General features: G+C 64.8%; 19 protein-coding genes and 2 pseudogenes. 10 read left to right on the top strand and 11 right to left on the bottom strand.

Annotated elements, in window-relative coordinates; all coding sequences use genetic code 11:
• Positions 1-358: 358 nt before the first annotated feature.
• Complete coding sequence (locus ACE3P9_RS02985; protein WP_374491761.1) at positions 359-955, bottom strand: hypothetical protein; 597 nt, start codon at positions 953-955, stop codon at positions 359-361.
• A gap of 780 nt (positions 956-1,735) precedes the next feature.
• Between ACE3P9_RS02985 and ACE3P9_RS02980 the strand changes: the two genes are divergently transcribed.
• The 8 genes from ACE3P9_RS02980 (at position 1,736) to ACE3P9_RS02945 (ending at position 13,077) form a co-directional block, all read left to right on the top strand.
• Positions 1,736-2,083, top strand: a complete 348-nt coding sequence (locus ACE3P9_RS02980; RefSeq protein WP_374491760.1) for a phage holin family protein — start codon at positions 1,736-1,738, stop codon at positions 2,081-2,083.
• A gap of 397 nt (positions 2,084-2,480) precedes the next feature.
• Positions 2,481-6,527 (top strand): trifunctional transcriptional regulator/proline dehydrogenase/L-glutamate gamma-semialdehyde dehydrogenase, encoded by a 4,047-nt coding sequence (putA, locus tag ACE3P9_RS02975; protein ID WP_374491759.1) that lies wholly within the window; start codon positions 2,481-2,483, stop codon positions 6,525-6,527.
• A gap of 169 nt (positions 6,528-6,696) precedes the next feature.
• Positions 6,697-7,905: a benzoate/H(+) symporter BenE family transporter gene (locus ACE3P9_RS02970; protein WP_374491758.1), complete on the top strand. Its 1,209-nt coding sequence runs from the start codon at positions 6,697-6,699 to the stop codon at positions 7,903-7,905.
• Positions 7,906-7,990: 85 nt separating this feature from the next.
• Positions 7,991-8,674: a lipopolysaccharide transport periplasmic protein LptA gene (gene lptA / locus ACE3P9_RS02965; RefSeq protein ID WP_374491757.1), complete on the top strand. Its 684-nt coding sequence runs from the start codon at positions 7,991-7,993 to the stop codon at positions 8,672-8,674.
• Positions 8,671-9,492 (top strand): LPS export ABC transporter ATP-binding protein, encoded by an 822-nt coding sequence (lptB, locus tag ACE3P9_RS02960; protein WP_374491756.1) that lies wholly within the window; start codon positions 8,671-8,673, stop codon positions 9,490-9,492. Before lptA ends, lptB begins: the two co-directional genes overlap by 4 nt.
• Before the next feature lie 57 nt (positions 9,493-9,549).
• Positions 9,550-11,265 carry an RNA polymerase factor sigma-54 gene (gene rpoN / locus ACE3P9_RS02955; RefSeq protein ID WP_374491755.1) on the top strand — a complete coding sequence of 572 codons (1,716 nt, stop codon included), beginning with the start codon at positions 9,550-9,552 and terminating at the stop codon, positions 11,263-11,265.
• 504 nt (positions 11,266-11,769) lie between these two features.
• The gene (locus tag ACE3P9_RS02950; RefSeq protein ID WP_374491754.1) at positions 11,770-12,663 is read left to right on the top strand and encodes a helix-turn-helix transcriptional regulator; all 894 of its coding nucleotides are present in this window, start codon (positions 11,770-11,772) and stop codon (positions 12,661-12,663) included.
• A 90-nt stretch (positions 12,664-12,753) separates the two neighbouring features.
• On the top strand, positions 12,754-13,077 hold the full coding sequence (locus tag ACE3P9_RS02945; protein WP_374491753.1) for a hypothetical protein: 324 nt from the start codon (positions 12,754-12,756) through the stop codon (positions 13,075-13,077).
• Positions 13,078-13,112: 35 nt separating this feature from the next.
• Here the strand turns inward: ACE3P9_RS02945 and ACE3P9_RS02940 are convergent, their stop codons facing one another.
• On the bottom strand, positions 13,113-13,580 hold the full coding sequence (locus ACE3P9_RS02940) for a hypothetical protein (RefSeq protein WP_374491751.1): 468 nt from the start codon (positions 13,578-13,580) through the stop codon (positions 13,113-13,115).
• Positions 13,581-13,965: 385 nt separating this feature from the next.
• On the opposite strand from ACE3P9_RS02940, the gene ACE3P9_RS02935 reads away from it, so the two are divergent.
• Positions 13,966-14,172: a hypothetical protein gene (locus ACE3P9_RS02935; RefSeq protein ID WP_374491750.1), complete on the top strand. Its 207-nt coding sequence runs from the start codon at positions 13,966-13,968 to the stop codon at positions 14,170-14,172.
• A gap of 149 nt (positions 14,173-14,321) precedes the next feature.
• Here the strand turns inward: ACE3P9_RS02935 and ACE3P9_RS02930 are convergent.
• Positions 14,322-15,277: pseudogene (locus tag ACE3P9_RS02930) on the bottom strand (IS5 family transposase).
• Between the two features lie 220 nt (positions 15,278-15,497).
• Between ACE3P9_RS02930 and ACE3P9_RS02925 the strand changes: the two are divergent.
• Positions 15,498-16,086: pseudogene (locus ACE3P9_RS02925) on the top strand (IS30 family transposase); the annotation flags it as partial.
• 242 nt (positions 16,087-16,328) lie between these two features.
• Here ACE3P9_RS02925 and ACE3P9_RS02920 read toward each other — a convergent pair.
• The 8 genes from ACE3P9_RS02920 to ACE3P9_RS02885 form a co-directional block, all read right to left on the bottom strand.
• Positions 16,329-16,835, bottom strand: a complete 507-nt coding sequence (locus tag ACE3P9_RS02920) for a hypothetical protein (RefSeq protein ID WP_374491749.1) — start codon at positions 16,833-16,835, stop codon at positions 16,329-16,331.
• 135 nt (positions 16,836-16,970) lie between these two features.
• Positions 16,971-17,456 carry a hypothetical protein gene (locus tag ACE3P9_RS02915; RefSeq protein WP_374491748.1) on the bottom strand — a complete coding sequence of 162 codons (486 nt, stop codon included), beginning with the start codon at positions 17,454-17,456 and terminating at the stop codon, positions 16,971-16,973.
• A gap of 169 nt (positions 17,457-17,625) precedes the next feature.
• A complete protein-coding gene (locus ACE3P9_RS02910; protein WP_374491746.1) occupies positions 17,626-18,501 on the bottom strand; it encodes a lysozyme inhibitor LprI family protein in 876 nt (291 codons plus the stop codon).
• Between the two features lie 99 nt (positions 18,502-18,600).
• Entirely contained in the window at positions 18,601-19,383 is a 783-nt protein-coding gene (locus ACE3P9_RS02905; RefSeq protein ID WP_374491745.1) for a hypothetical protein, read from the bottom strand.
• A 55-nt stretch (positions 19,384-19,438) separates the two neighbouring features.
• Entirely contained in the window at positions 19,439-19,603 is a 165-nt protein-coding gene (locus ACE3P9_RS02900) for a hypothetical protein (RefSeq protein WP_374491744.1), read from the bottom strand.
• A 67-nt stretch (positions 19,604-19,670) separates the two neighbouring features.
• Positions 19,671-19,895: a hypothetical protein gene (locus tag ACE3P9_RS02895; protein ID WP_374491743.1), complete on the bottom strand. Its 225-nt coding sequence runs from the start codon at positions 19,893-19,895 to the stop codon at positions 19,671-19,673.
• A gap of 71 nt (positions 19,896-19,966) precedes the next feature.
• Positions 19,967-20,191 (bottom strand): hypothetical protein, encoded by a 225-nt coding sequence (locus ACE3P9_RS02890; protein WP_374491742.1) that lies wholly within the window; start codon positions 20,189-20,191, stop codon positions 19,967-19,969.
• 600 nt (positions 20,192-20,791) lie between these two features.
• Positions 20,792-21,622 (bottom strand): GntR family transcriptional regulator, encoded by an 831-nt coding sequence (locus ACE3P9_RS02885; RefSeq protein WP_374491741.1) that lies wholly within the window; start codon positions 21,620-21,622, stop codon positions 20,792-20,794.
• Positions 21,623-21,724: the final 102 nt, after the last annotated feature.

The raw sequence follows: 21,724 nt of genomic DNA, 5'->3' as shown, positions 1-21,724 counted from the left end.
CATGGGGCAGGGCTGGGGCCTGACCTGCCATCAAGACAAGGGGATGGCCTGTCCTGTCAGGCCGAGCTCACAGCCCACACCGGTGTGCAGGTGTACTTCCGTGATCCGCGCAGTCCGCTGGCAACGGGGCCCTGCGAAGCCTCATGGGCTGATGCGCAATGCCTGCCCAAGGGGACGGCTCTTTCTGCGCACAGCCACGAGCAGCGCGTTGACGCAGACTCGCCCAACAACCGCTCGCGCGTCGTTCATGGCTTTTGCTGCCCAGACCACCGTCTACCGGGCTATGCTCGACAAGCTTGATCTCCCGGCTTCTCTCATGCCATGAGGCTGTGTTGCACCTGGGGGCTGACTTGGCCGTTCATAACACGTCCGAGTGAGGAATGGTTTTTGCAAGCCATTCCCGATGGGCGATATGCATTTCCGTCTTGATCGCGTCGATTTGCTCGGCCACTGGCCGATCATCGGTTCGGCGAGCTGCGACCCGTTTGGCTTCATGGAGGATCTGCCAGGACTCGTAGTCGTGAAACGGGTTCAGACCCATGACGTTGCCCTCGGTGCCGTCCGCAGCGGGTGGGAGCGTCGTCAGACGCGCGAAAGCCGAGCTGGCTCGGGCTATGTCCCAGTCGTTCATGAACAGTAGCAGCGCGCACAGCGCCTGAAGCCCACGCCCTGCCGATTTAAGACCGTCAACGCGCCAATAGGTTTTTGGCTTCGTGCCTACGAGATGGAAGATGTAGAGCGCTGCAAACTCCGACAACTGCACCACAGCCTCATATTTTTCGCGGAGGACGGTCGGGTCAAGCACAGTGGCGCTGCCTTTAGGTTCGATCAGCTTGAGTGCGCGCTCAATCGTCTCCGTCCTGAAATGAACTCGCATCGGCCGTTCCTCGAACAGTCCGGCGTTTCGTCGGCGCCATTCGCTTTTGGCCGCTTCCGCCCAGTCGAAACCTGGCATTTGCCCATGCTCCAGGCTGGAAAGGCAACTCCCTAGCAAACCTTGTGGCATCCATATCGATGCACCAGTTCAGGAGTTCGGGCGTCACGTCCAGCGGCATGGCGTGCGCAGTCTTCTCATCAAGGAACCATAGCCGCATGCGGCGGATATCGCCTTGACCGAAATGACCGGCGCGGATGCCTCTGCACACCAAGTCACGGACGACTCGGGTGAAAGTTGACCTATCGCTCGCGAAGTTCACGAGGTGGTCCGCGTTGCGCGGAGCCTGTTCGTCGCAATAGAAGTCGCAGAGCGGATGATGAGGGTTGGCATCGACTGCGGTGCCGAATCGAAAGTGCCCCTGACTCACACTGCGGCCCACGCCGTGTTGGCGGCCAACTGCCACTAGCATCGCACCGTGCGCACGGCAGCTACAGCATTCTATGTCGTGTGCGGCCTTATCCTTCAACTCGTCCGGTATCCGCTTGAGCAACGGGTCGTCCTTGATCGAGTATTGGTTCAGCGTCAGCCACTGCTCAAGATCGACCTCACGTGCAGCGTCTTTGGAATATGCTGTTATTGGCATTGGTACTCCCCAATTCGAAAGGTAAGGCAATGCTACGGCCTGTTGCTTGATTATCGGTAGTGACACGGTGCCAGCCAAGCCCGAAGGTGAGTGCTGAATGAGTAAGCGGCTGATCAGATTTGCATCGCGGGTATTTTCTGTAGCGTGAGCCCCCACGCCACCGCATCACCCACGATGCTATGCTGCCTCCCAGAACCACTCTTTTCCAAAAAGTCATGATCAAGCTTGCTGTCAAATGGCTGCTGTATGCGGCTGCTCTTATGTTTGTGGCCAATGTCATCGGGGGGATCGAGGTGCGCAGCCTGGGGTCTGCGCTGGTGGCGGCGGCGGTGATTGGGTTGCTCAACATGCTGGTGCGGCCGGTGCTGGTGCTTTTGACGCTGCCGGTGACGGTGCTCACGCTGGGGCTGTTTCTGATGGTGATCAACGCGCTGGTGTTCTGGATGGCGGGCAGCATTCTGGCGGGCTTTGCGGTGGCGGGGTTCGGCGCGGCGCTGCTGGGGGCGCTGGTGTATTCGCTGCTCGGGGTGCTCATCGACGCCGTGGTGGAGACGGCGCTGTGAGGTGATCGACCCCCTTCATGAGTCCCGACCATGACAGGGTGCATGGGCTGACGGGCTGCATGGAATGATGTGTGTGCTACAGGCAGCCGGCGGCAGCGTCGGCTGCCTTTTTCGTGCATGAGGGGGTGGCATGCCGCTGATGCGGCGGCGCCACATTGGGGGCACGGCTGTGGTGCACGGGCCGGTAGAGGGGGCCCGGGCGTGCGGATTTTGCCTGTTCGTGGTGCGGAAAGGCGGTGCGGCATGGTGCGTCATGCACCAAGGTGCAACCCGTGCAAAATCAAGGTTGCACCTTGGATTTTTTGCCGGCATGATGGCTGCGTGCCGCTTCGCAGTTGGGGGAGTGGCGTTCCTTTGCAGTCACTTTCTGCTTTCTGTGTAGCCACGGATTTCCATCATGACCAGCACCACCCTCGGGATCAAAGTCGATGACGCTCTGCGTCAGCGCATCAGGACTGCCGCCAGCCAGATCGAGCGCACGCCGCACTGGCTCATCAAGCAGGCGATTTTCAATTTTCTGGATTCGCTCGACCGGGGTGTTGTGCCGCCGATGCCGGGGGCTCCGCTGCCGGAAGGGCAGGGCGCCGAGGAGTCCGGGCTGTCGGCGGGCGGTGTCGGTGGGGTGGAGGTGCAACCCTTTCTGGAGTTTGCGCAGTCGGTATCGCCCCAGACGCCGCTGCGCGCGGCCATTACTTCGGCCTGGCGCGTGCCGGAGCCCGAGTGCGTGCCGCAGCTGCTGGCGCAGGCCGAGGTGCACGACGAGGCACAGCGCGCGTCCATTCGCCAGATGGCGGCCAGTCTGGTGGAGGCGCTGCGTGCCAAGCGCCGCGGCGGCGGGGTGGAGGGGCTGATTCAGGAGTTTTCGCTCTCCAGCCAGGAGGGCGTGGCGCTGATGTGCCTGGCCGAGGCGCTGCTGCGGATTCCGGACCGGGCCACGCGCGATGCGCTGATCCGGGACAAGATCGGCAAGGGCGACTGGAAGGCGCATCTGGGCGGGGGCAAGTCGCTGTTCGTGAATGCGGCGACCTGGGGCCTGCTCATCACCGGCAAGCTCACCAGCACCAGCAGCGAGGCCACGCTGAGCAAGGCGCTGACCCGCCTGCTGGCCACGGGTGGCGAGCCGCTGGTGCGCAAGGGCGTGGACATGGCGATGCGACTCATGGGCGAGCAGTTCGTGACGGGGGAGACCATCGGCGAGGCGCTGGCCAACAGCCGCAAGTTCGAGGCCAAGGGCTTCCGCTACAGCTACGACATGCTGGGCGAGGCGGCCGCGACCATGGAAGATGCCGATGCCTATGTGCGGCTCTACGAGCAGGCGATTCAGGCGATCGGGCAGGCGAGCAATGGCCGGGGCATCTACGAGGGGCCAGGCATCTCGATCAAGCTCTCGGCGCTGCATCCGCGCTACAGCCGTGCGCAGCAGGAGCTGGTGATGACCGAGCTGCTGCCCCGGCTCAAGGGGCTGCTGGTGCTGGCGCGCCAGTACGACATCGGGGTGAACATCGACGCCGAGGAGACCGACCGGCTGGAGCTGTCGCTCGACATTCTGGAGGCGCTGTGCTTTGCGCCCGAGCTGGCGGGCTGGAACGGCATCGGCTTTGTGGTGCAGGCCTACCAGAAGCGCTGCCCGCATGTGATTGCCTGGCTCATCGATCTGGCACGCCGCAGCCGCCACCGCCTGATGGTGCGGCTGGTCAAGGGGGCGTACTGGGACAGCGAGGTCAAGCGCGCGCAGATCGACGGGATGGAAGGCTACCCGGTCTATACGCGCAAGGTGCACAGCGATGTGTCCTATCTGGCCTGCGCGCGCAAGCTGCTGTCGGCGCCGGATGCGATCTATCCGCAGTTCGCCACGCACAACGCGCAGACGGCGGCGAGCATCTACCACTTTGCAGGCAACAACTACTACCGCGGGCAGTTCGAGTTCCAGTGCCTGCACGGCATGGGCGAGCCGCTGTACGAAGAGATCACGGCCGGCAAGTACCAGCGTCCCTGCCGGGTGTATGCGCCGGTGGGCTCGCACGAGACGCTGCTGGCCTATCTGGTGCGGCGCCTGCTGGAGAACGGGGCCAACACGTCGTTCGTGAACCGCATCGGCGATCCGGCGGTGCCGGTCGAGTCGCTCACCGTCGACCCCGTGGAGGAGACCCGGGCCGTGGCCGAGCGGGAGGGGGTGCCGCTGGGCACGCCGCACCCGCGCATTCCGCTGCCGCGCGCCCTGTTCGGCGATGAACGCCTGCTGGCGCAGGGCCTGGATCTGGCCAACGAGCAGCGTCTGGCTTCGCTCACGGCCGGGCTGCTGCACAGCGTGGTGCAGGTGTGGCAGGCCGCTCCGCTCATTGGCGATGGGCGTGCCGAAACGGTCTGGCCGGCCGAGCGCCTGCAGCCGGTGTGCAATCCGGCTGACCACCGCGACGTGGTGGGGCAGGTGGTGGAGGCCGACGCGGCCGACATCGACGCCGCCCTGGCCGCCGCCGCAGCGACCGAGCCGATCTGGCAGGCCACGGCACCCGCCGAGCGGGCCCAGTGCCTGTGCCGCGCGGCGGATCTGCTCGAATCACGCATGCAGCAGCTCATGGGGCTGATCGTGCGGGAGGCCGGCAAGTCGCTGCCCAATGCGGTGTCCGAGGTGCGTGAGGCGGTGGACTTCTTGCGTTACTACGCGGCGCAGGTGCGCGAAGGCTTTGCCAACGACACCCACCGCCCCCTGGGCACGGTGCTGTGCATCAGCCCCTGGAATTTTCCGCTGGCCATCTTCACGGGGCAGGTGGCGGCCGCGCTTGCGGCAGGCAATGCCGTGCTGGCCAAGCCGGCCGAGCAGACGCCGCTCATTGCCGCCGCCGCCGTGCGCATCCTGCGCGAGGCCGGGGTGCCGGCCGGGGCCATCCAGCTGCTGCCGGGACGGGGCGAGACGGTGGGCGCCGCACTGGTGGCCGATGCCCGCGTGCAGGGCGTGCTGTTCACCGGCTCGACCGAGGTGGCACGCATCCTGCAGGCGACGCTCGCACAGCGGGTCAACCGGCATGGCCGGCCCGTGGCGCTGATTGCCGAAACGGGTGGGCAGAACGCCATGGTGGTGGATTCCTCCGCGCTGGCCGAGCAGGTGGTGGCCGACGTGCTCGCCTCCGCCTTCGATTCGGCCGGACAGCGGTGCTCGGCGCTGCGCGTGCTGTGCCTGCAGGAAGAAGCGGCCGACCGCATCCAGCACATGCTCGAAGGGGCCATGCAGACCCTGCGGGTCGATCGGCCCGACCACCTGCACACCGATGTCGGCCCCGTCATCGACGCCCCGGCCCGCGAAGTCATCGAGGCGCACATTGCCCGGCTGCGCGAGGAAGGTTGCCGCGTGCTCCAGACTCCCGTGTCCGAAGGGGCAGGGCAGGGCCACTTCGTGCCGCCCACGCTCATCGAGATCGGCAGCCTCGGCCAGCTCCGCCGCGAGGTCTTCGGCCCCGTGCTGCATGTGCTGCGCTACCGGCGCGAGGAGCTGCCTGCACTCATCGACGCCATCAATGCCACCGGCTACGGGCTCACTTTCGGGGTGCATACCCGCATCGACGAAACCGTGGCCCAGGTCACGCAGGCCGTGCATGCAGGCAACCTGTACGTGAACCGCAACGTGATCGGCGCTGTAGTGGGGGTGCAGCCCTTCGGGGGCGAGGGACTGTCGGGCACCGGGCCCAAGGCAGGCGGCCCGCTGTATCTCTCGCGCCTGCTGGCGCAGCGCCCGCTGGGACAGAACCTGCTGGCAGGCTTGGCGCCGGCCGAGGCTTCCACAGCCATTGCCCCGGCCCGGGAGGCCCATGGCCTCACCCCCGAGGAACAGGCCGCCCTCTCGCCGCTGCGCCAGGCGCGCGCGGTGTGGGATGCCTGGCATGGCTGGTTCGGGCTGCACGGCATTCATGCGCAGGACCCCGAGCATCTGGCCCACATGACGGCCACGCCGCTCCTCGCTGCCCCCTGGCGCCTGCCTGGGCCGACAGGGGAAAGCAACCGCTACCAGCTCCATCCGCGCGGCACCGTGTGGTGCATGCCGGCCACGCTGGCCGGGGCGCAGATGCAGCTCATGGCCGCGCTGGCTGCGGGCAACCGGGTGCTGTGGCAGGTGCGGGACGAGGCTCTCGCCTCCGAGCTGTGCGCCTGGCAGGCCGGCCTGCCGGTCGAGGTGCAGGAGGCGGCCGTGGTGGCCGGACCACAGGCCAGCCTCGGCACGCACGCGGAGCCGGTGGCCGCCGTGCTCTTCGAGGGCGATGCCGACGTGCTCCTGCAGGTGCAGCAGGAGGTGGCTGGACGCGCCGGGGCACTGGTGCCGGTGTATGGGCTGTCCTCGGGCGAGGTGGCAGACGGAGCCTCGTGGGACCCCGTGCGCCTCGTCGCCGAAACCAGCCTGAGCATCAACACCGCCGCTGCAGGGGGCAACGCCAGCCTCATGACCATCGGCTGAGCCACTGGCCCGGGACGGCAGCCCGGCTCGCCGCCCCGGGCTGGCGTCTGGTCCCCTGCCGCAGGGGTACCGGCACGGCACCCCGGCCCGGCGCCGGGCGTGCGGGGTGCCTGAGCGATGTCGACTTTCCTGCCACAATCGGGACTTTGCTTTTTGCAGGACGTCCGTCATGCACTGGACCCAACGTCTGTCGCCACTGCAGTTCGTGCGCGACTTCTCCCTGACGGCGTTTGTCGCAGGTTTCGTGGCCACCCTGGTGGGTTTCACCAGTTCGGTGGCCATCATCTTCCGGGCGGCACAGGGCTTTGGCGCCACTCCCGCCGAAATCACCTCCTGGATCTGGGCCGTCTGCCTCGGGTGTGCCGTCTGCAGCATCCTGCCTTCGCTGTGGCTGCGCAAGCCGGTCATGATTGCCTGGTCCACCCCGGGGGCCGTGGTGCTCGCCACGGCGGCCGCCTCGGGGCAGTTCACCATGCCGGAAGCGGTGGGGGCCTTCATGGTCAGCTCCGCGCTCATCACCGTCTGCGGGTTCACGGGCTGGTTCGAGCGGGTCATGAACCGCATTCCCCTGTCGGTGGCGGCGGCCCTGCTCGCCGGAGTGCTGGCGCGGTTTTCCATGCAGGCATTCGCGGCAGCGGGCTCGGCCCCGGTGCTTGTCATCGGCATGCTGCTGGCCTACCTGCTCGGCAAGCGCCTGAGCCCGCGCTATGCGGTGGTGTGGACGCTGGCCGTCGGGGTGGTGCTCGTCGCGCTCGGCGGGCACCTCTCGCTGCACGATCTGCATGCCGACTGGGCGCATCCGGTCTTCACGGCGCCGGTCTTTTCCATGGCAGCCATCACCAGCCTGGCGCTGCCGCTGTTCGTCGTCACCATGGCATCGCAGAACCTGCCGGGCGTGGCAGCCTTTCGTGCCGCCGGGTACGAGCTGCCCACGTCCGTGCTCGTCACCGTCACCGGCATGGTGGGGCTCGCCCTGGCGCCGCTGGGATGCTATGCCATCAATTTCAGCGCCATCACCGCCTCCATCTGCATGGGCGATGAAGCCCATCCCGACCCCGACCGCCGCTACGTCGCCGCCGTGGTGTGGGGGCTGTGGATGCTGCTCATCGGCCTCTTCGGCACCGTGGTCACGGGCCTGCTCATGGCCTTTCCGCACGAGTTCATTGCCGCCATTGCAGGGCTTGCGCTCCTCTCGACCATTGCCAGCAGCCTCGTGACTGCGCTCGACGTGACGCGCCACCGCGATGTGGCCGTCATCACTTTTCTCGTCACCCTCAGCGGGGTGGAGGTGGCTGGCGTGGGTTCGGCCTTCTGGGGCGTGGTGGCCGGGGTGGTGGCGCTCCTGGTGCAGGACTACATGCCCCGCCGCCGCATCTGAACGGCTCTTCGGCCCGGCCCGCGCGGGAGGCATCCGGCATCGCTACAATGGACCATACGTCCAACGAGCAAGAATCGTGCCGAACATGAAACCGTTGTCCTCCGCCTTGCCGGCCCTCGCGCTGGCTGTCGCCTGCCTGGGTCTGGTGCAGACCGCCCACGCCGAGCTGGCCGACCGCGCCAAGCCCCTCAACATCGAGGCCGACGCCATGCGCTACGACGATGCGCACAAGATCACCACCTTCACAGGGCGGGTCGTGGCCACCAAGGGCACCATTGTGCTGCGTGCCGACAAGGTCGAGGTGCGCCAGGATCCGCAGGGCAACCAGTTCATGTACGCCGAAGGCAGCGCGGGCCACCAGGCCTTCATGCGCCAGAAGCGCGAGGGACTCAACGAGTACATCGAGGGCGAGGCCAACCGCATCGAGCGGGACGACAGAACCCAGATCGCGCGCCTCACCGGCAACGCCCGCATGCGCCGCCTCGTGGGCACCCAGCTCGCCGACGAAGTCCGTGGCGACACCATCGTCTACAACGACCTCACCGAGGTCTACAACGTGGCCGGCGGCCCCTCCACCGGCGCCGGGGGCGCTGCCGCAGGGGCCGTGCCGGCCGGCCGGGTGCGCGCCGTCATCAATCCCGTGGGGCAGAGCGGCGGCAAATCCGCCCTGCCCATGCCCGCCACCCGGGCCGCCAGCAAGGGGGCGCGCGCCGCGTCGGCTCCCGTCACCACCCTGCGCTCCAGCGCCACCATCGGAGGCCGCCCATGAGCGATGCCGCTCCCGTATCTGCCCCGGCCGCCGACCTCCGCTGCGAGGGCGGCAGCCAGGGCCGTCCGCCTGCCGACGGCAGCGAACTGTGCGTGCGCCATCTCCAGAAGGCCTATGGCCGCCGCCGCGTCGTCAAGGACGTGTCCCTGAGCGTGCGCAAGGGCGAAGTCGTGGGCCTGCTCGGCCCCAACGGAGCCGGCAAGACCACATCCTTCTACATGATCGTCGGCCTCATCCGGGCCGACGGCGGCGCCATCTCCATCGATGGCCAGCCCGTCGAGGACCTGCCCATCCACCGCCGCTCACGCATGGGCCTGAGCTACCTGCCGCAGGAAGCCTCCATCTTCCGCAAGCTCAACGTCGAGGACAACATCCGCGCCGTGCTGGAGCTCCAGGTCGATGCCCACGGTAAGCCGCTCGACCGCGCCACCATCGACACCCAGCTCGATGCCCTGCTCGCCGACCTGCACATCACCCACCTGCGCGACACCCCCGCGCTCGCACTCTCCGGGGGCGAGCGCCGCCGGGTCGAAATCGCCCGTGCCCTTGCCAGCCAGCCGCGCTTCATCCTGCTCGACGAGCCCTTCGCCGGCATCGACCCCATCGCCGTCATCGAAATCCAGAAGATCATCGCCTTCCTCAAGGCGCGCGGCATCGGCGTGCTCATCACCGACCATAACGTGCGCGAAACCCTGGGCATCTGCGACCACGCCTACATCATCAGCGAAGGGGCCGTGCTCGCCTCGGGCACGCCCGAGCAGATCGTCTCCAACGCCGAAGTGCGCCGTGTCTACCTCGGCGAACACTTCCGCATGTGAGCGGACTCCGTCCATGAGCCGCTTCCCGCTGTACCTTCCGAAGCCGCCCTCCGTGCCATGAAAGCAGGACTGCAGCTGCGCACTGCGCAGAACCTCTCCCTCACGCCGCAACTCCAGCAGTCCATCCGCCTGCTGCAGATCTCCACGCTCGACATGCAGCAGGAGATCGACCAGATGCTGGCCGACAACCCCTTCCTGGAGCAGGACACCAGCGCCGAGGACGCGGCAGCCTCCGAGTCAGAGCCCGACGCTGCTGGCCACGCATCCGGCGATGTCGATGCCACCACCGGCCCCAGCGCAGAGGCAGGCAGTGACGACGGCATGGGCGCCACAGCCGAAGGCGGCTACGACGACCCCGAAGGCGCCGACGCCCCCGACACCAGCGAAGTCCTCTCCAGCGACGCCCCCGACCACACCGACCTCGCCAACGCCCAGACCGACGACTGGAGCGCCGGCTCCACCCGCGACGACAGCCCTGCCACCTCGGGCGACGACGAAGTCCTCTCCAGCAGCAGCGATGGTGACGACGACTGGGACAGCCTGCGCGTGAGCAGCGCCGGCAGCAGCCATGACGACGACGAGGACGAGCCCTCCGCCATCGAGCGCGCCGGCTGCCACGAAAGCCTGCAGGACTGCCTGCACCGCCAGGCCCTGGCCCTGCGCCTCGATACCAGCGAACAGGCCGCGCTGTACTTCCTCATCGAATCCCTCGACGACGACGGTTACCTCGAAGACACCCTCGGCGAACTCGCCCAGAGCCTGCAGGAGCGCAACCCCACCGGCGACCCCGAACGCGACGCCGAGGAGCACGCCGAACTCCTCCACCACCTCACCATGGCCCTGCGCCTGCTTCAGTCGCTCGACCCCGTCGGCGTCGGCGCGCGCGACCTGGCCGAATGCCTGCAGCTCCAGCTGCGTGCCCTCGACATCCCCGACGCCGACACCCCCCGCCTGCTCGCGCGCGAAGTCGCCCTCGACGTCTGCCGCCAGCCGCTCGACTACCTTGCCCGGCGCGACGTGCGCGGCCTCGGCAAGCTGCTGCCCTATTCGGCCGCGCACCTGCGCAGCGCCATGCAGCTCATCGCCACCCTCGAACCCAAGCCCGGCCGCGCCTTTGCCCAGACCGAGCGCAACATCGTCATCCCCGACGTGCTCGTGCGCGCCAACCAGGGCCGCGACGCCGCCAGCCGCCCCTGGAGCGTGCAGCTCAACCCCGCCGTCATGCCCCGCGTGCGCGTGCAGGAGATGTACGCCAGCGCCCTGCGCCACCACAAGGGCGAAGGCATCCAGGCCCTGCAGCAGCGCCTGCAGGAAGCCCGCTGGATGGTCAAGAGCATCCAGCAGCGCTTCGACACCATCCTGCGCGTGAGCACCGCCATCGTCGAGCGCCAGCACCGCTTCTTCGAGCAGGGCGTACTGGCCATGGAACCCCTCGTCCTGCGCGAAATCGCCGACGAACTCGGCCTGCACGAATCCACCGTCAGCCGCGTCACCAGCGCCAAATACATGAGCACCCCCTGGGGCACCTTCGAGCTCAAGTACTTCTTCGCCTCGGGCCTCGCCAGCGAAGACGGCAGCACCACCAGCAGCACCGCCGTGCGCGCCATGATCGGGAAACTCATCGCCGACGAACCCCCCGCCAAGCCCCTCAGCGACAACCGCCTCTGCGAACTCCTCCAGGAACGCGGCGTCCAGTGCGCCCGCCGCACCGTAGCCAAATACCGCGAAGCCCTGCGCATCCCCCCAGCCCATCTGCGCAAGGTGCTGGGGTAGGGAGGCGTCGCATCTGCATGGAACGGGGTGTGGAATGGGGTGCCCCAAAGCCATCAGGCCCAGGCGCCCGGCGCTGCAGCGCATGGCCATCCGACTCTCGCGCCAGAGGGCGACCAGACCAGATCGCTGCCCCTGTGCGCGGCAAGGGCCACCAGCCCCTCCTGCGCGATGCCCTTGAAAGAGCCCTCCACGGTGAACTCCCGGACTGCCTGAAGGATGAGTCGTGTATATCGGGGAGCACATGCGGGAACACATGGTCCCCGCAGAACATTCATCCACTCACTTCGCCACTCTCACCATCACCGCTGCAAAAACCTCCCGTCGCCGGGCAGCCGGAGCGGCAGCACCCCCTGTGCAGGCACGTCCTGCCTGCTCGCTGACACCACCTGTCAGGGACGCTTTCTATACTCGGTGCACCCGTCCCCCCATCCATGCCTCGCCACCGAACCAGAGAGGCGCCTTGGCCCGGAGCAGAGGGACAGACACTCTCAGGGAGCACGACTCATGGCAGACAACGAGCAACTGGCCCGCCGCCTCGGCATCATGCTGGAGCGGCTCTACCAGCGGCAGGCGCTCGACCGGCAGATCCTCGCCGTCGAATTCGGCGTCACCGAGCGCACCATCTACCGCGACCTCCAGCGCCTCGGCGACATCATCCGCCTGCGCGAAGACGGCCTCTACGAGCTGGCCCCCGGCTTTGGCTGCCGCATCGAGCCCCGCCACCTGCAGGCACTCGTCACGCTGCTCGGCTCCGACGGCCTGTTCCCCGAGCACGGCACCCGGTTCCTGCTCCCCCTGCTCGACGGAGACCGCGCCCGCAGCTACCTGGTCAAGGGCCCAGCCTACGAGCACGAGCGCGCCAGCAACCGCGCCTTCCAGACCCTCGACGACGCCATCCGTGACCGCCTGCAGTGCCACATCGTCTACGCAGACAAGGCCCGCACCATTGCCCCCTACCGCCTCGTCAACCAGCACGGCATCTGGTACCTGGTGGCCATGGATGCCGGTGTGCTCAAAACCTTCACCCTGCAGCGCTGCACCCACCTGGCCGTCACCGCCACCCCCTATCTTCCCGACCCCGCCATCGATGCCGAAATCACCCACGCCGACAGCATCTGGTTCGGCCCCAAGACCCTCGTCACCCTGCGTGTCACCGGCATGGCCATGTACTACTTCCGCCGGCGCGACCTCGTCCCTTCCCAGACCACCGTCGAAGAAGCCGACGACCACCTCCTCATCCGCACCGAAATCCGCAACCCCGAGCAAATCCTCCCCATCGTCCGCTACTGGATTCCGCACGTGCGCATCGTCTCCCCCGCCGACTACGCCACCCGCCTGCACCGCACCCTGACGCACTACCTCGACCTGGAGACACAGGCAGGCGCCACACCAGCCTGAACCCGTCGCGCGGCGACTCCTGCGCCCTGACGGAGGCTTGCTTCCGGTCCACCGCCGCCCCCTACCTCATCACCTCTGCACATCTGCTCCATGGGATTCCTGCTTGCCCTTCTTGTCGGCCTCGTAGTGGTCGGCGCTGCACTGGCCCTGCTGTGGTGGATCGTGCAGTGGGTCGTGATTCTGGCCGTGGCGGCGCTGGGCGTGCTCCTGAGCGTGGCCGCAGTCGTCCTCGGAGCCGTGGCCGTGGGCTGCGGACTCATCTACGTCACCACCTGGCTCGGCCTGTCTTCCTGGCTGGGAGACGCGCATCCCGTCCTGGTCCTGCTGGGCACCGTCACAGTCGGCACCCTCCTGTGCGCCGCACTGGCATGGGGTGTCCATGCACTGTGGAGCCGCTGGAGCCGCGACCGTTAAAAAGCAAGGCCTGGAACAGTTTATCTAGGCCGTGTTCACATTAGCCAGATGGATGCACTGCGAGTTGCAGAAATACGTTGAAGCGTGTGGCGAGTTTGTCGTAGCGGATTGTCAGTCAGCGGAATTGCTTGAGACGATTGAAGAAGCGCTCCACCAGATTTCTGGCTTTGTAGCGATGCCAATCGACCGCACGTCGTGTCTTGCGACTGCTGCGCGGGGGAATGATCGCTTGCGCCCCCTGCCTTCGATCCTCTGAACCAGGCTATCGCTGTCGTAGCCCTTGTCGGCAATGATGGCTCGGCCTCAAAATGCTCGATCAACGCTGCTGCTTGTGTGACATCGCCCACTTGCCCAGCAGTCAGGATCAAACGGATCGGATTGGCCAGAGCATCGACACAGGCGTGGATCTTGGTGGTCAGCCCGCCACGGGAGCGTCCGATGGCTTGGTCCTGATGCGTACCGTTTTTTCCGTGCCCCGGCAGCGTGCTGATGCGTACGAACAATCGTGGCGTCGATGAACAACACTTCAAGATCCGCATCGCCTTGCAGGGCGCGCGCAATGCGATCCCAGATTACGCCGGCCTCCCACCGTGCAAAGCGCACGTAGGCAGAGTGCCACTTGCCGAACTCCGTGGGTATGTCCCGGGGCCACAAAATAGGATGTAGCATAAAATGGCTAATGTGAATAGCCTATAAGCATAATTTTTGACAGGCATGTTGAACGGACTCACTTCATCTTTTATTCTTTCATTCGGTAATTTATTTTGACGTTATAACTATTCCTGCATTAGCTCAATTCCGTCTCGAGGTGATCATGAGTTGTGTATAATGCATGCATACCGTGGTATTTTTGTGTGAAGAAGTGTCTAAGTAATTTTGGAGATTAAAATGGGATTTTGGTCATCTGTTGGAAATGTTGCGAAAAGTGTTGCTGGCAGAGTGGAGGCTGCGGGGCAAGAAGCAAATGTGATTGCCGAGGACTATCGTCAAGAAGATGATGATTATTTGAAGCGGAAGCTGAGGAGTGGAAAGGCTACGGAAAAAATGGCGGCTGCTAAGGTTTTGAAAGAACGTGGCTACGGAAATCAAGGGTGAAAGGTATGTTCTAGGAAGGTCTGCTAAACCCCGGCCGCAGCGTGAGTTGATGCGCCCGATTTCAGATGACGGCGATTTCAGCCTCACGAGGCCGGGTTGAAGGCCTATTTCGCTCCGATTCGCGGCCCTCTGACCACACTGGGACGCGCTCATCCTCGCATCTTCTGCAACAACGCGCGCCGTACCATCCACAGGTTCGACAGTGCAAACAGCGTGTGCAGCTACGCCGTGTTCTTTGCCAGTCCACGGTAGCGCACCTTCACATGCCCGAACTGGCGCTTGATCACCCGGAACGGGTGTTCAACCTTGGCCCGGATGCGCGCCTTGGCCTGCTCCAACTGGTCCATGATCGCGCCCATCGGCGTGTGCCTGTCGAGCAGCTTGCGCTTGCCCGCTCGCATGGTCACATGCCAGTTGACGTTGATGCCTTGGGTTTCTTCGCGCTTGCTCACACCTTGGTAGCCCGCGTCGGCAAAGATGTCCGCTTCTTCTTCGTGCACCAGCGCATGCGCCTGCGTCACGTCGCTGATGTTGGCCGCGGTGCCCGCCACCGTATGCATCAGGCCCGAATCGGCATCGACACCGATGTGCGCTTTCATCCCGAAGTGCCACTGGTTGCCCTTCTTGGTCTGGTGCATCTCGGGGTCGCGCTCGCCGCTGCTGTTCTTTGTTGAGCTCGGTGCAGCGATCAGCGTGGCCCTCTTCAAGAGCAACCCCTGGCGTTGACGGTGGCAAGGATCTGCAAGTTCAGGTTGTGGGGTTCGAGCAGGTGGCGGAACCGAAGAATGGTGCTCTCGTCGGGCAGCTTGTCTTTCCCCACATCCAGGCCCGCAAACTCGCGCAACATCGGCGTGTCGTACAGCGCTTCTTCCATGGCAGAGTCCGAGAGATTGAACCACTGCTGCAGAAAGTGAATGCGCAATATGGTCTCGATGGCAAACGGTGGGCGTCCGCCTCGGGCTCCAGGTGTCGGTGCGTGCGGCACGATCAGCGACACCAGCTCGGCCCAGGGCACCACGAGGTTCATCTCATTGAGGAACTCGCGCTTACGCGTCCTCTTGGTCTTGCGCTCAAATCCGCTCTCGCCCAGGCTCATTTGCTTCATGCCATGACTGTCTCATATCGGGCTGCGGGCACTGGGGTTCTGCAGACCGTCTTAAGAGCGTGTTCACGATCCAGTAGCAGATTCAGAGGGCGGTCTCCAATCCGAAGTGCAACACTGCCCAAAACGGGTAATGTACGCATATGGAATCGATATGCAAACATTTGCAGGCTGAAGAACGGGGGACACTGGCATCGCTGCGCCAGCAAGGCTGGAGCATGCGAGCCATCACCCACGCGCTGGAGGAGCCGATCGGCGTGGTCAGATTCCAGAGATGGTCAGCATCCATGTTCGCCCGCCCGAGGTCAGTGACCGTGTGATGCCGGGGCACTGGGAGGGGGATTTGATCAAGGGTGCGGGCAACCAGTCTTCTGTGGGGGTACTGGTGGCAGCGCACGACGCGCCTGGTGCTGTTGTGCAAGATGGCGAACGCTACGGCCGAGTCGGCGCTGGCGGCATTTACTGCCAAGCTCAATGCGGTGGCAGCGCCGCTGCGCCAGACGCTGACCTACGATCAGGGCAAGGAGATGGCACGCCACAAGGAGCTGGCGCAAGCCACTGGCATGCGGGTGTACTTCTGCGATCCGCACAGCCCCTGGAAAAAGGGCTGCTGTGAGAACAGCAATGGGCTGCTGCGTCAGTTTCTGCCCAAGGGCACAGACCTGAGTGTGCATGACCAGGAGGCCCTGGATTCGATTGCGGACTTGATGAACAACCGCCCCAGACAGACGCTCGACTGGCGCTCGCCCTACCAGGCCTTCGCGCAGTGCATGGCTGCTTTGGAGGACAGAAACTCCTCTGCCATTCATTGAATATCAACCTGCAGTTTTGCACTTCGGATTGGAGACCGCCCAGGCATCGCTGCTCCAGCAAGGCTGGAGCATGCGAGTCATCGCCCAACTGCAAGGGCGTAACCCAGCACCATCAGCCGAGAGCTGTGGACCGCACTGGGGCGTGGAGGCCAGTTGGTTTAAGTCAGACGGTCGCAACTGGACTTGCTGCGTGTATGGCCGGGTTTCCCGGAGGTTTCTGGAAAGAAATGCAGCAATGCAGATCAATGCGCCTTGCCGTATTGGCGGTGCCAGCTCTCCAGTTGTTTGAGCAGCGAATGGCCATGGGGGCCGATTACATCGCTGACCACGAGGCAGGAGGAAGGGGTGGGGCGCTGCAGCACCACTGTGGCGTGTTGGGGGTGGGACTGATGATTCAGCATGAAGGAATACATCATGAGGACTTTGGCTTCCGTGCGGGTGTTGCTGAGGGTCGTGAAGGAGACGGGCTGCCCGATGGTGCCGTCCTGGGCATCGATCCAGGGGTCTGCTTCAATGGCGCAGATTTCGCCCTGCTTGCAGATGTATTCCTGTGTCAGGGCGGCAAACAGGCGCGGGGTGATGGCCTGCCTGATTTTTGCAGGATTGCTGTTATAAAAATCAGCGTGATGGGTGTAGAACGCTTGGGCTATGGCAGCCGGATTGTCGCTGGGGCATGCGGCCGTGGCACTGCCCGATGCAAGGGCTGCCGCCAGGAGCCATGCGGCTTTGGAGTGGAAAAGGGACGACATGTGGGTGCTATGTATCAATGAGAGGATGTCTCTGCAGAGAACGAGGTGTCCCCGAGTGCGGATGGCGCGATTCAGGGGCAGGTGGTGATGGGATGGTGAGGGAGGATGGTCGACCCTGCTGCCCGGCAGGGATCTTCACGCGATGTGCGGCGGGGTCGATCCCAGAATGGCTTTTTTGGCGACTTCATAGCAGTCGTCGACGTGGGAGTTGCCCACGTACTTCATGGCTCCAAAGCTGATGGCGCCGGCAATGGCCTGTCCGGCGAAGGGGATCCACTTGGTCACCTGCTTGGTGGCCAGTCGCAGGGATACTTTCTTGAGGATGGAGATCACGACCTGCTTGGTCACGGTACGGGCGATGATTTCACTGCCGATGCTGGTGGCAGCGACCAGAATCAGTTTCTTGGTGTGGGGGTCCAGTTCATCGACCTGTTCTTCGCTCAGTCCGAATTTCCGGTTGATGGTGGGGAGCATTTCCAGGAGGATCGTGACGTCGGCACCGACATCGATTCCCGGGACGGGCACGATGGCTGCGACGGCAGAGGCCGAAGACCTCAGGGTCACGAGGCTGTAGCAGGCGTCCCTGATGCGGTCGAGTTCATGAAGGGAAGGAGGCAGCATGGGAAATCATCCTTTGTCTGGTGAATGTTGTGCATGTGCATGTGCATGCAGGGGCGGGCAGGCGAGAAAAGGGAGCCGTGGCCCCTGCGGCCTTTGAGGGGGCCGGGAGGGGGCTGGAGTGGTTTGCGGGGAATTTGTCTGGGTGTGCGCGTGCGTGGCACACCGCGCCTCAGTTCTGTCGCAGGGCGTTGATTCGCTGGCCGGTGGCGGTGGTGTCGCAGTTCAGGCGCAGGGTTTCCTTTTCGGTCGGGTCGGTGGTCTTGCTGGCGGCTTCCAGCCGGCAGTCCACATCCTTTTTCTTGATCCATGCGCGCTGTTGTTCCAGCAGGATTTTGCGGTTTTCCTCGGGGATGCTCTTCCACAGCTCGGTGATGGCCTGATTGGCCAGGGCATTGTCGGCCTTGGCCTGTTCCAGCGCGGCCTGACGCTGGGCCTGCATCTGCTGGTCATGTTCCTGCTGCTGGGCCTTGGCCTGGGCGTCCGCCTCGTTCTTTCTGGCTTCCAGAATCGGCTTGAGCAGGGCCGACTGTGCCACTCCGCTCACGGCAGCTCCGAGCATCTTGGCATTGTCGAGTTCGACAAAGACCTTCTTTTTGTCGTCCGTGGGCTGCACGTTGTATTCGATGCCCTTTTTCAGGGAGTTGGCATTGAGTTCGAATCCGCTGTCCTGCACGAACTGGAGCACGCTGTTGGCACCTGCCAGTTCGCGCCCCTTGCCGGCCGCACTCAGGACATCCACAGGAACCACGACTTTCAGGTCGCCCGCACAGAACTGCTTGGTGCTGTCAGGATCTTTTTTGGTGGTGCGGATGTTTTCGATGGAGATCTTGAACTGGCTGAGCGTGGAGCGCACCTTCGAGATGTCGAATACCGAGTTTCCGTCGGTGGATTTCTGTTCCGCCGCCGCCTTTTCGGCTTCTTCATTGAGGATTTTGGAGACCAGTGCCTGGGCACTCGCACTGGAGCACGATGCATCCGCCTTTTCCCCGCAGGCGCTCAGCACAAACGGCACGAGACACAACAAGCCCATATATTTTTTATGCATACTTTGCACTCCCTTTTTTGTGTTTGAAAAGTAATAAAATTTATTGAACTTAGGTTTGTAAAAACCCGTCGACACCATTTCAAATACAAGTGATTCCTGTTATTTGGTTTTTATGGCAAGACCATTGGTGTAACGATAGGTTACCATGCCTTCCCCCTGCATTTTGGGCATGCGCAGGGTGAGCTGGCCATGCTGGAACTGGGCCACAGCCACATCGGAACAGGAACCGAATTCACGGCTTGCGGAAATGCCGGAGCGGGAAATGGTGACGAAGTGGAACAGGCTTGGGCAGGCACTGCCGCCGATGATTTCGACCAGGGCTATGTCACGGTCTCCCATGGGATACAGCCCGGCAATGGTGAGAGCGGAATTGCCCTCGATGCCGGGCAGCACGGCGTGGCCCCGAAAAGTCAGGTGGGCGCTGGGGCCGGGCTGGGAAATGGCCAGGCGGCCATAGCGGGTATCGACCGCCGCGGTGTGCGGGAGCAGCGAGGACAGCGAAGGATCGTGTCCGTCCACCAGATGGACATAGCCCGAGGCCGGAGCACGGAACTGCGCCTGCAGGGCCGCTTGCTGGGAAAGGGCTGCGGTTCGGGGCGCTTCGATCGAGCAGCCCAGGTCCTGCAGACAGCGGCGGGCCAGCGCCTTGGCGAGGGGGCTGCCATGCGCCACCGCGTAGCCGATGAGGTCGCCCGAGGCGTCGCTGGTGGCAAAGATGGCATCGTGGGTCTTGCCACGCGCATAGAGTCCGGTGAGGGTCTGTGCGGGCAGGGCGCAGGCGGTGCCGATGAGCGTCATGCAGGTGCCAAGGCGTGCCAGACGGGCAGCACCGCGGCGCAGGGCGGCGGGAAACGCAGGTGCAGGAAGGAGGAGGCGGGACATGGTCGGATTCCTTGAACAGGGGATGACAACAAGACAGACGCCGGGAAGTCGTGCATCAGGCGTGTGGAGCAGGTGCGGGAGCGGGAGCGCCGTTGGCCTGGGAGCGCTGGGCCATCCAGTTGCCATAGAGCTGTACGGCGCAGGCGCACAGAAAGCCGGCGCCAAAGGTCAGGGCAAAGGCCGAGAGGTGGTCGAGAGGGGAAGTGCGGTGATCGAACATGCAGGAACCTCCATGAGAAAACAGGCTGTGCGCACGGCAGGCCCAGCCCAGTGGATGGGCCTGCGGCTCACGACAGGGCCATGCCCGCCTGCTCCATGTCGTGGCCGCGGCAGGAGAGGCATTCGATCCGGGCCATGCCTGTGGCCAGGGCGGCGCGGACGATGGGATGGCGCAGGGCGGGCAGGGGAATGAGGCGGCGGGCACCGCAGTCACGGCACTGGTAGACGGCATAGTGCGTCCAGAGCGGGCGGGGCGGCCGGCCCACGAGGCGGTGCAGGGCGAGGATGTCCATGAGAAAGACTCCGAAAAGCAGGGATGGGGCAGCGCGCGTGGCGCCGGCTGGCGTTGGCGATAGTGGTTCTGTCAGGCCAGTGCAGTGCCTGTGCGTTCCACATGGAGGCCATGGCAGTGGCTGCAGGCGATGTCGATGAATCCTTCTGCCAGAGCCAGACGCAGGGTGCGGTGGTCTAGGGCAGATTGGGGAATCAGGGTGTCGCGGCCACAGTCGCTGCAGGTGTAGCGCACGTAATGGGCCGACAGGGGAAGCGGGGAAGGGGCAATGATTCCGTAGAGGGTCAGCAGATCCATGACGAGGCCCTGGAGGCAGAAGCAGAAGGGAGGACATTCCGCACGGGATGCAAGGCTCCGTGCGGCGCATGGAAAAAGTATGGCAATCCGTGCTGACAGGACGTGTCAGTGGCGAGACAGATACGAAAGAGAAGTGGCTTTTGCACGATGCCATAGGCTCCATGAGCTCTCTGACAGCGACAGATGTAGAAAAAAGAACACAGAAGGGCAAGCGGGGGGCCGACAGGGCAGGGGGTGGTATGTCTCCGCTGCGCCCGGGCATAGCCGTGCGCTTGTCAGCTTCTCCTGCACTCCCTGCATCTCCTGCATGCGATGGGCCAGAGCGCTGACCGGAGCAGGCGATGGCGTCCGTCCATGGGTGGCCCTGCTGCAGAGGCGTACGGTGGCATGCATGCGGCTTGCAGAGCGCGTCATCCACCGGGAACCCTTGGGCGATTCCTTGGCAAGGGGAGGTCGGCCGTGTGCGCACAGGGGGTGCATGACCCGGGCTGATGTGCGTCCTGCTGCGGGAGCACATCAGGGTGTCAATGGGTAGCGATACGGACTCCTGCGCAGGGCGGTGCCGCAGCGGCGTCTGGCCCAGATGCCAGCTTTCGGGGCTTACCCCCGCTCCTGCCCCAGCACGGATTCGAGGCGGCGGGCGGCGGTTTCTCGGCGGGCTACGGTGCGCAGGGTCTGGTGCAGGGTTTCGCGCACGTAGTCGATGTGGGTTTCGGCGGCGGCGCGGGCGGCGGCGGGCTGGCGGTCGCGGATGGCGTGGTAGATGGCGGCGTGCTGTTCGCGGATGCGGCTGCGGGCGGCGGGGACGCGTTCGAGTTCGTCGAGGTTGAGCCGGATGTGGTCGTGCAGCAGGCGCAGCAGGGCGCCGAAGAGGTGGCCGATGAGCACGTTGTGCGCGGCGTCTCCCACGGCCTGGTGGAAGGCGATGTCGGCATCGGCACGGGGGGTGTCGCCGGCGGTGGGGGATTCGGCCGCAGACGAGGTGGCCGATGGCGCAGGGGCAGCGTCGTCGGTGCTGTCGTTGGCTGCATCGAGGGTGTGGAAGGCCTGTTCCAGGCGCTGCAGGTCGGCCTCGGTGGCGCGCTGGGCGGCGAGTTCGGCGGCCTGGCCTTCGAGCATGCGGCGGAATTCGAGCAGGTCTTCGCGCAGCTGGGGGTGCTTGCCCATCATGGCCTGCCAGGGGTCGAAGAAGCTGGCTTCGAGGGCGCCGGTGATGTAGGTGCCGCCGCCCTGACGGCTGCGCACCATGCCCTTGGAGGCGAGTTTCTGGATGGCTTCGCGCAGGCTGGGGCGGGAGACGCCCAGTTCGGCGGCCAGTTCACGTTCGGGCGGCAGGCGATCCCCGGGGCGCAGGGAGCCTTCGAGGATGCGCTGCTCCAGCGTGGAGGCGATGGCGTCGGAAATGCGGGGGATCTGCAGCTTGCTGGACATTGGTAAGACCAAATTGATTGGTAAGACCATTCATTTTACCAATGCCGCATGTCTGGTGGCTGAACAGCCTCCGCGCAGAGTGCAAGACAGCTGTCTGAGGGA

Source organism: Allobrachymonas sp., assembly GCF_041912815.1.
In the GTDB taxonomy this organism is placed as follows: domain Bacteria; phylum Pseudomonadota; class Gammaproteobacteria; order Burkholderiales; family Burkholderiaceae_C; genus Brachymonas.
Note: the sequence above shows the minus strand (reverse complement) of the source record. Positions and strands in the feature narration are given on the sequence as shown.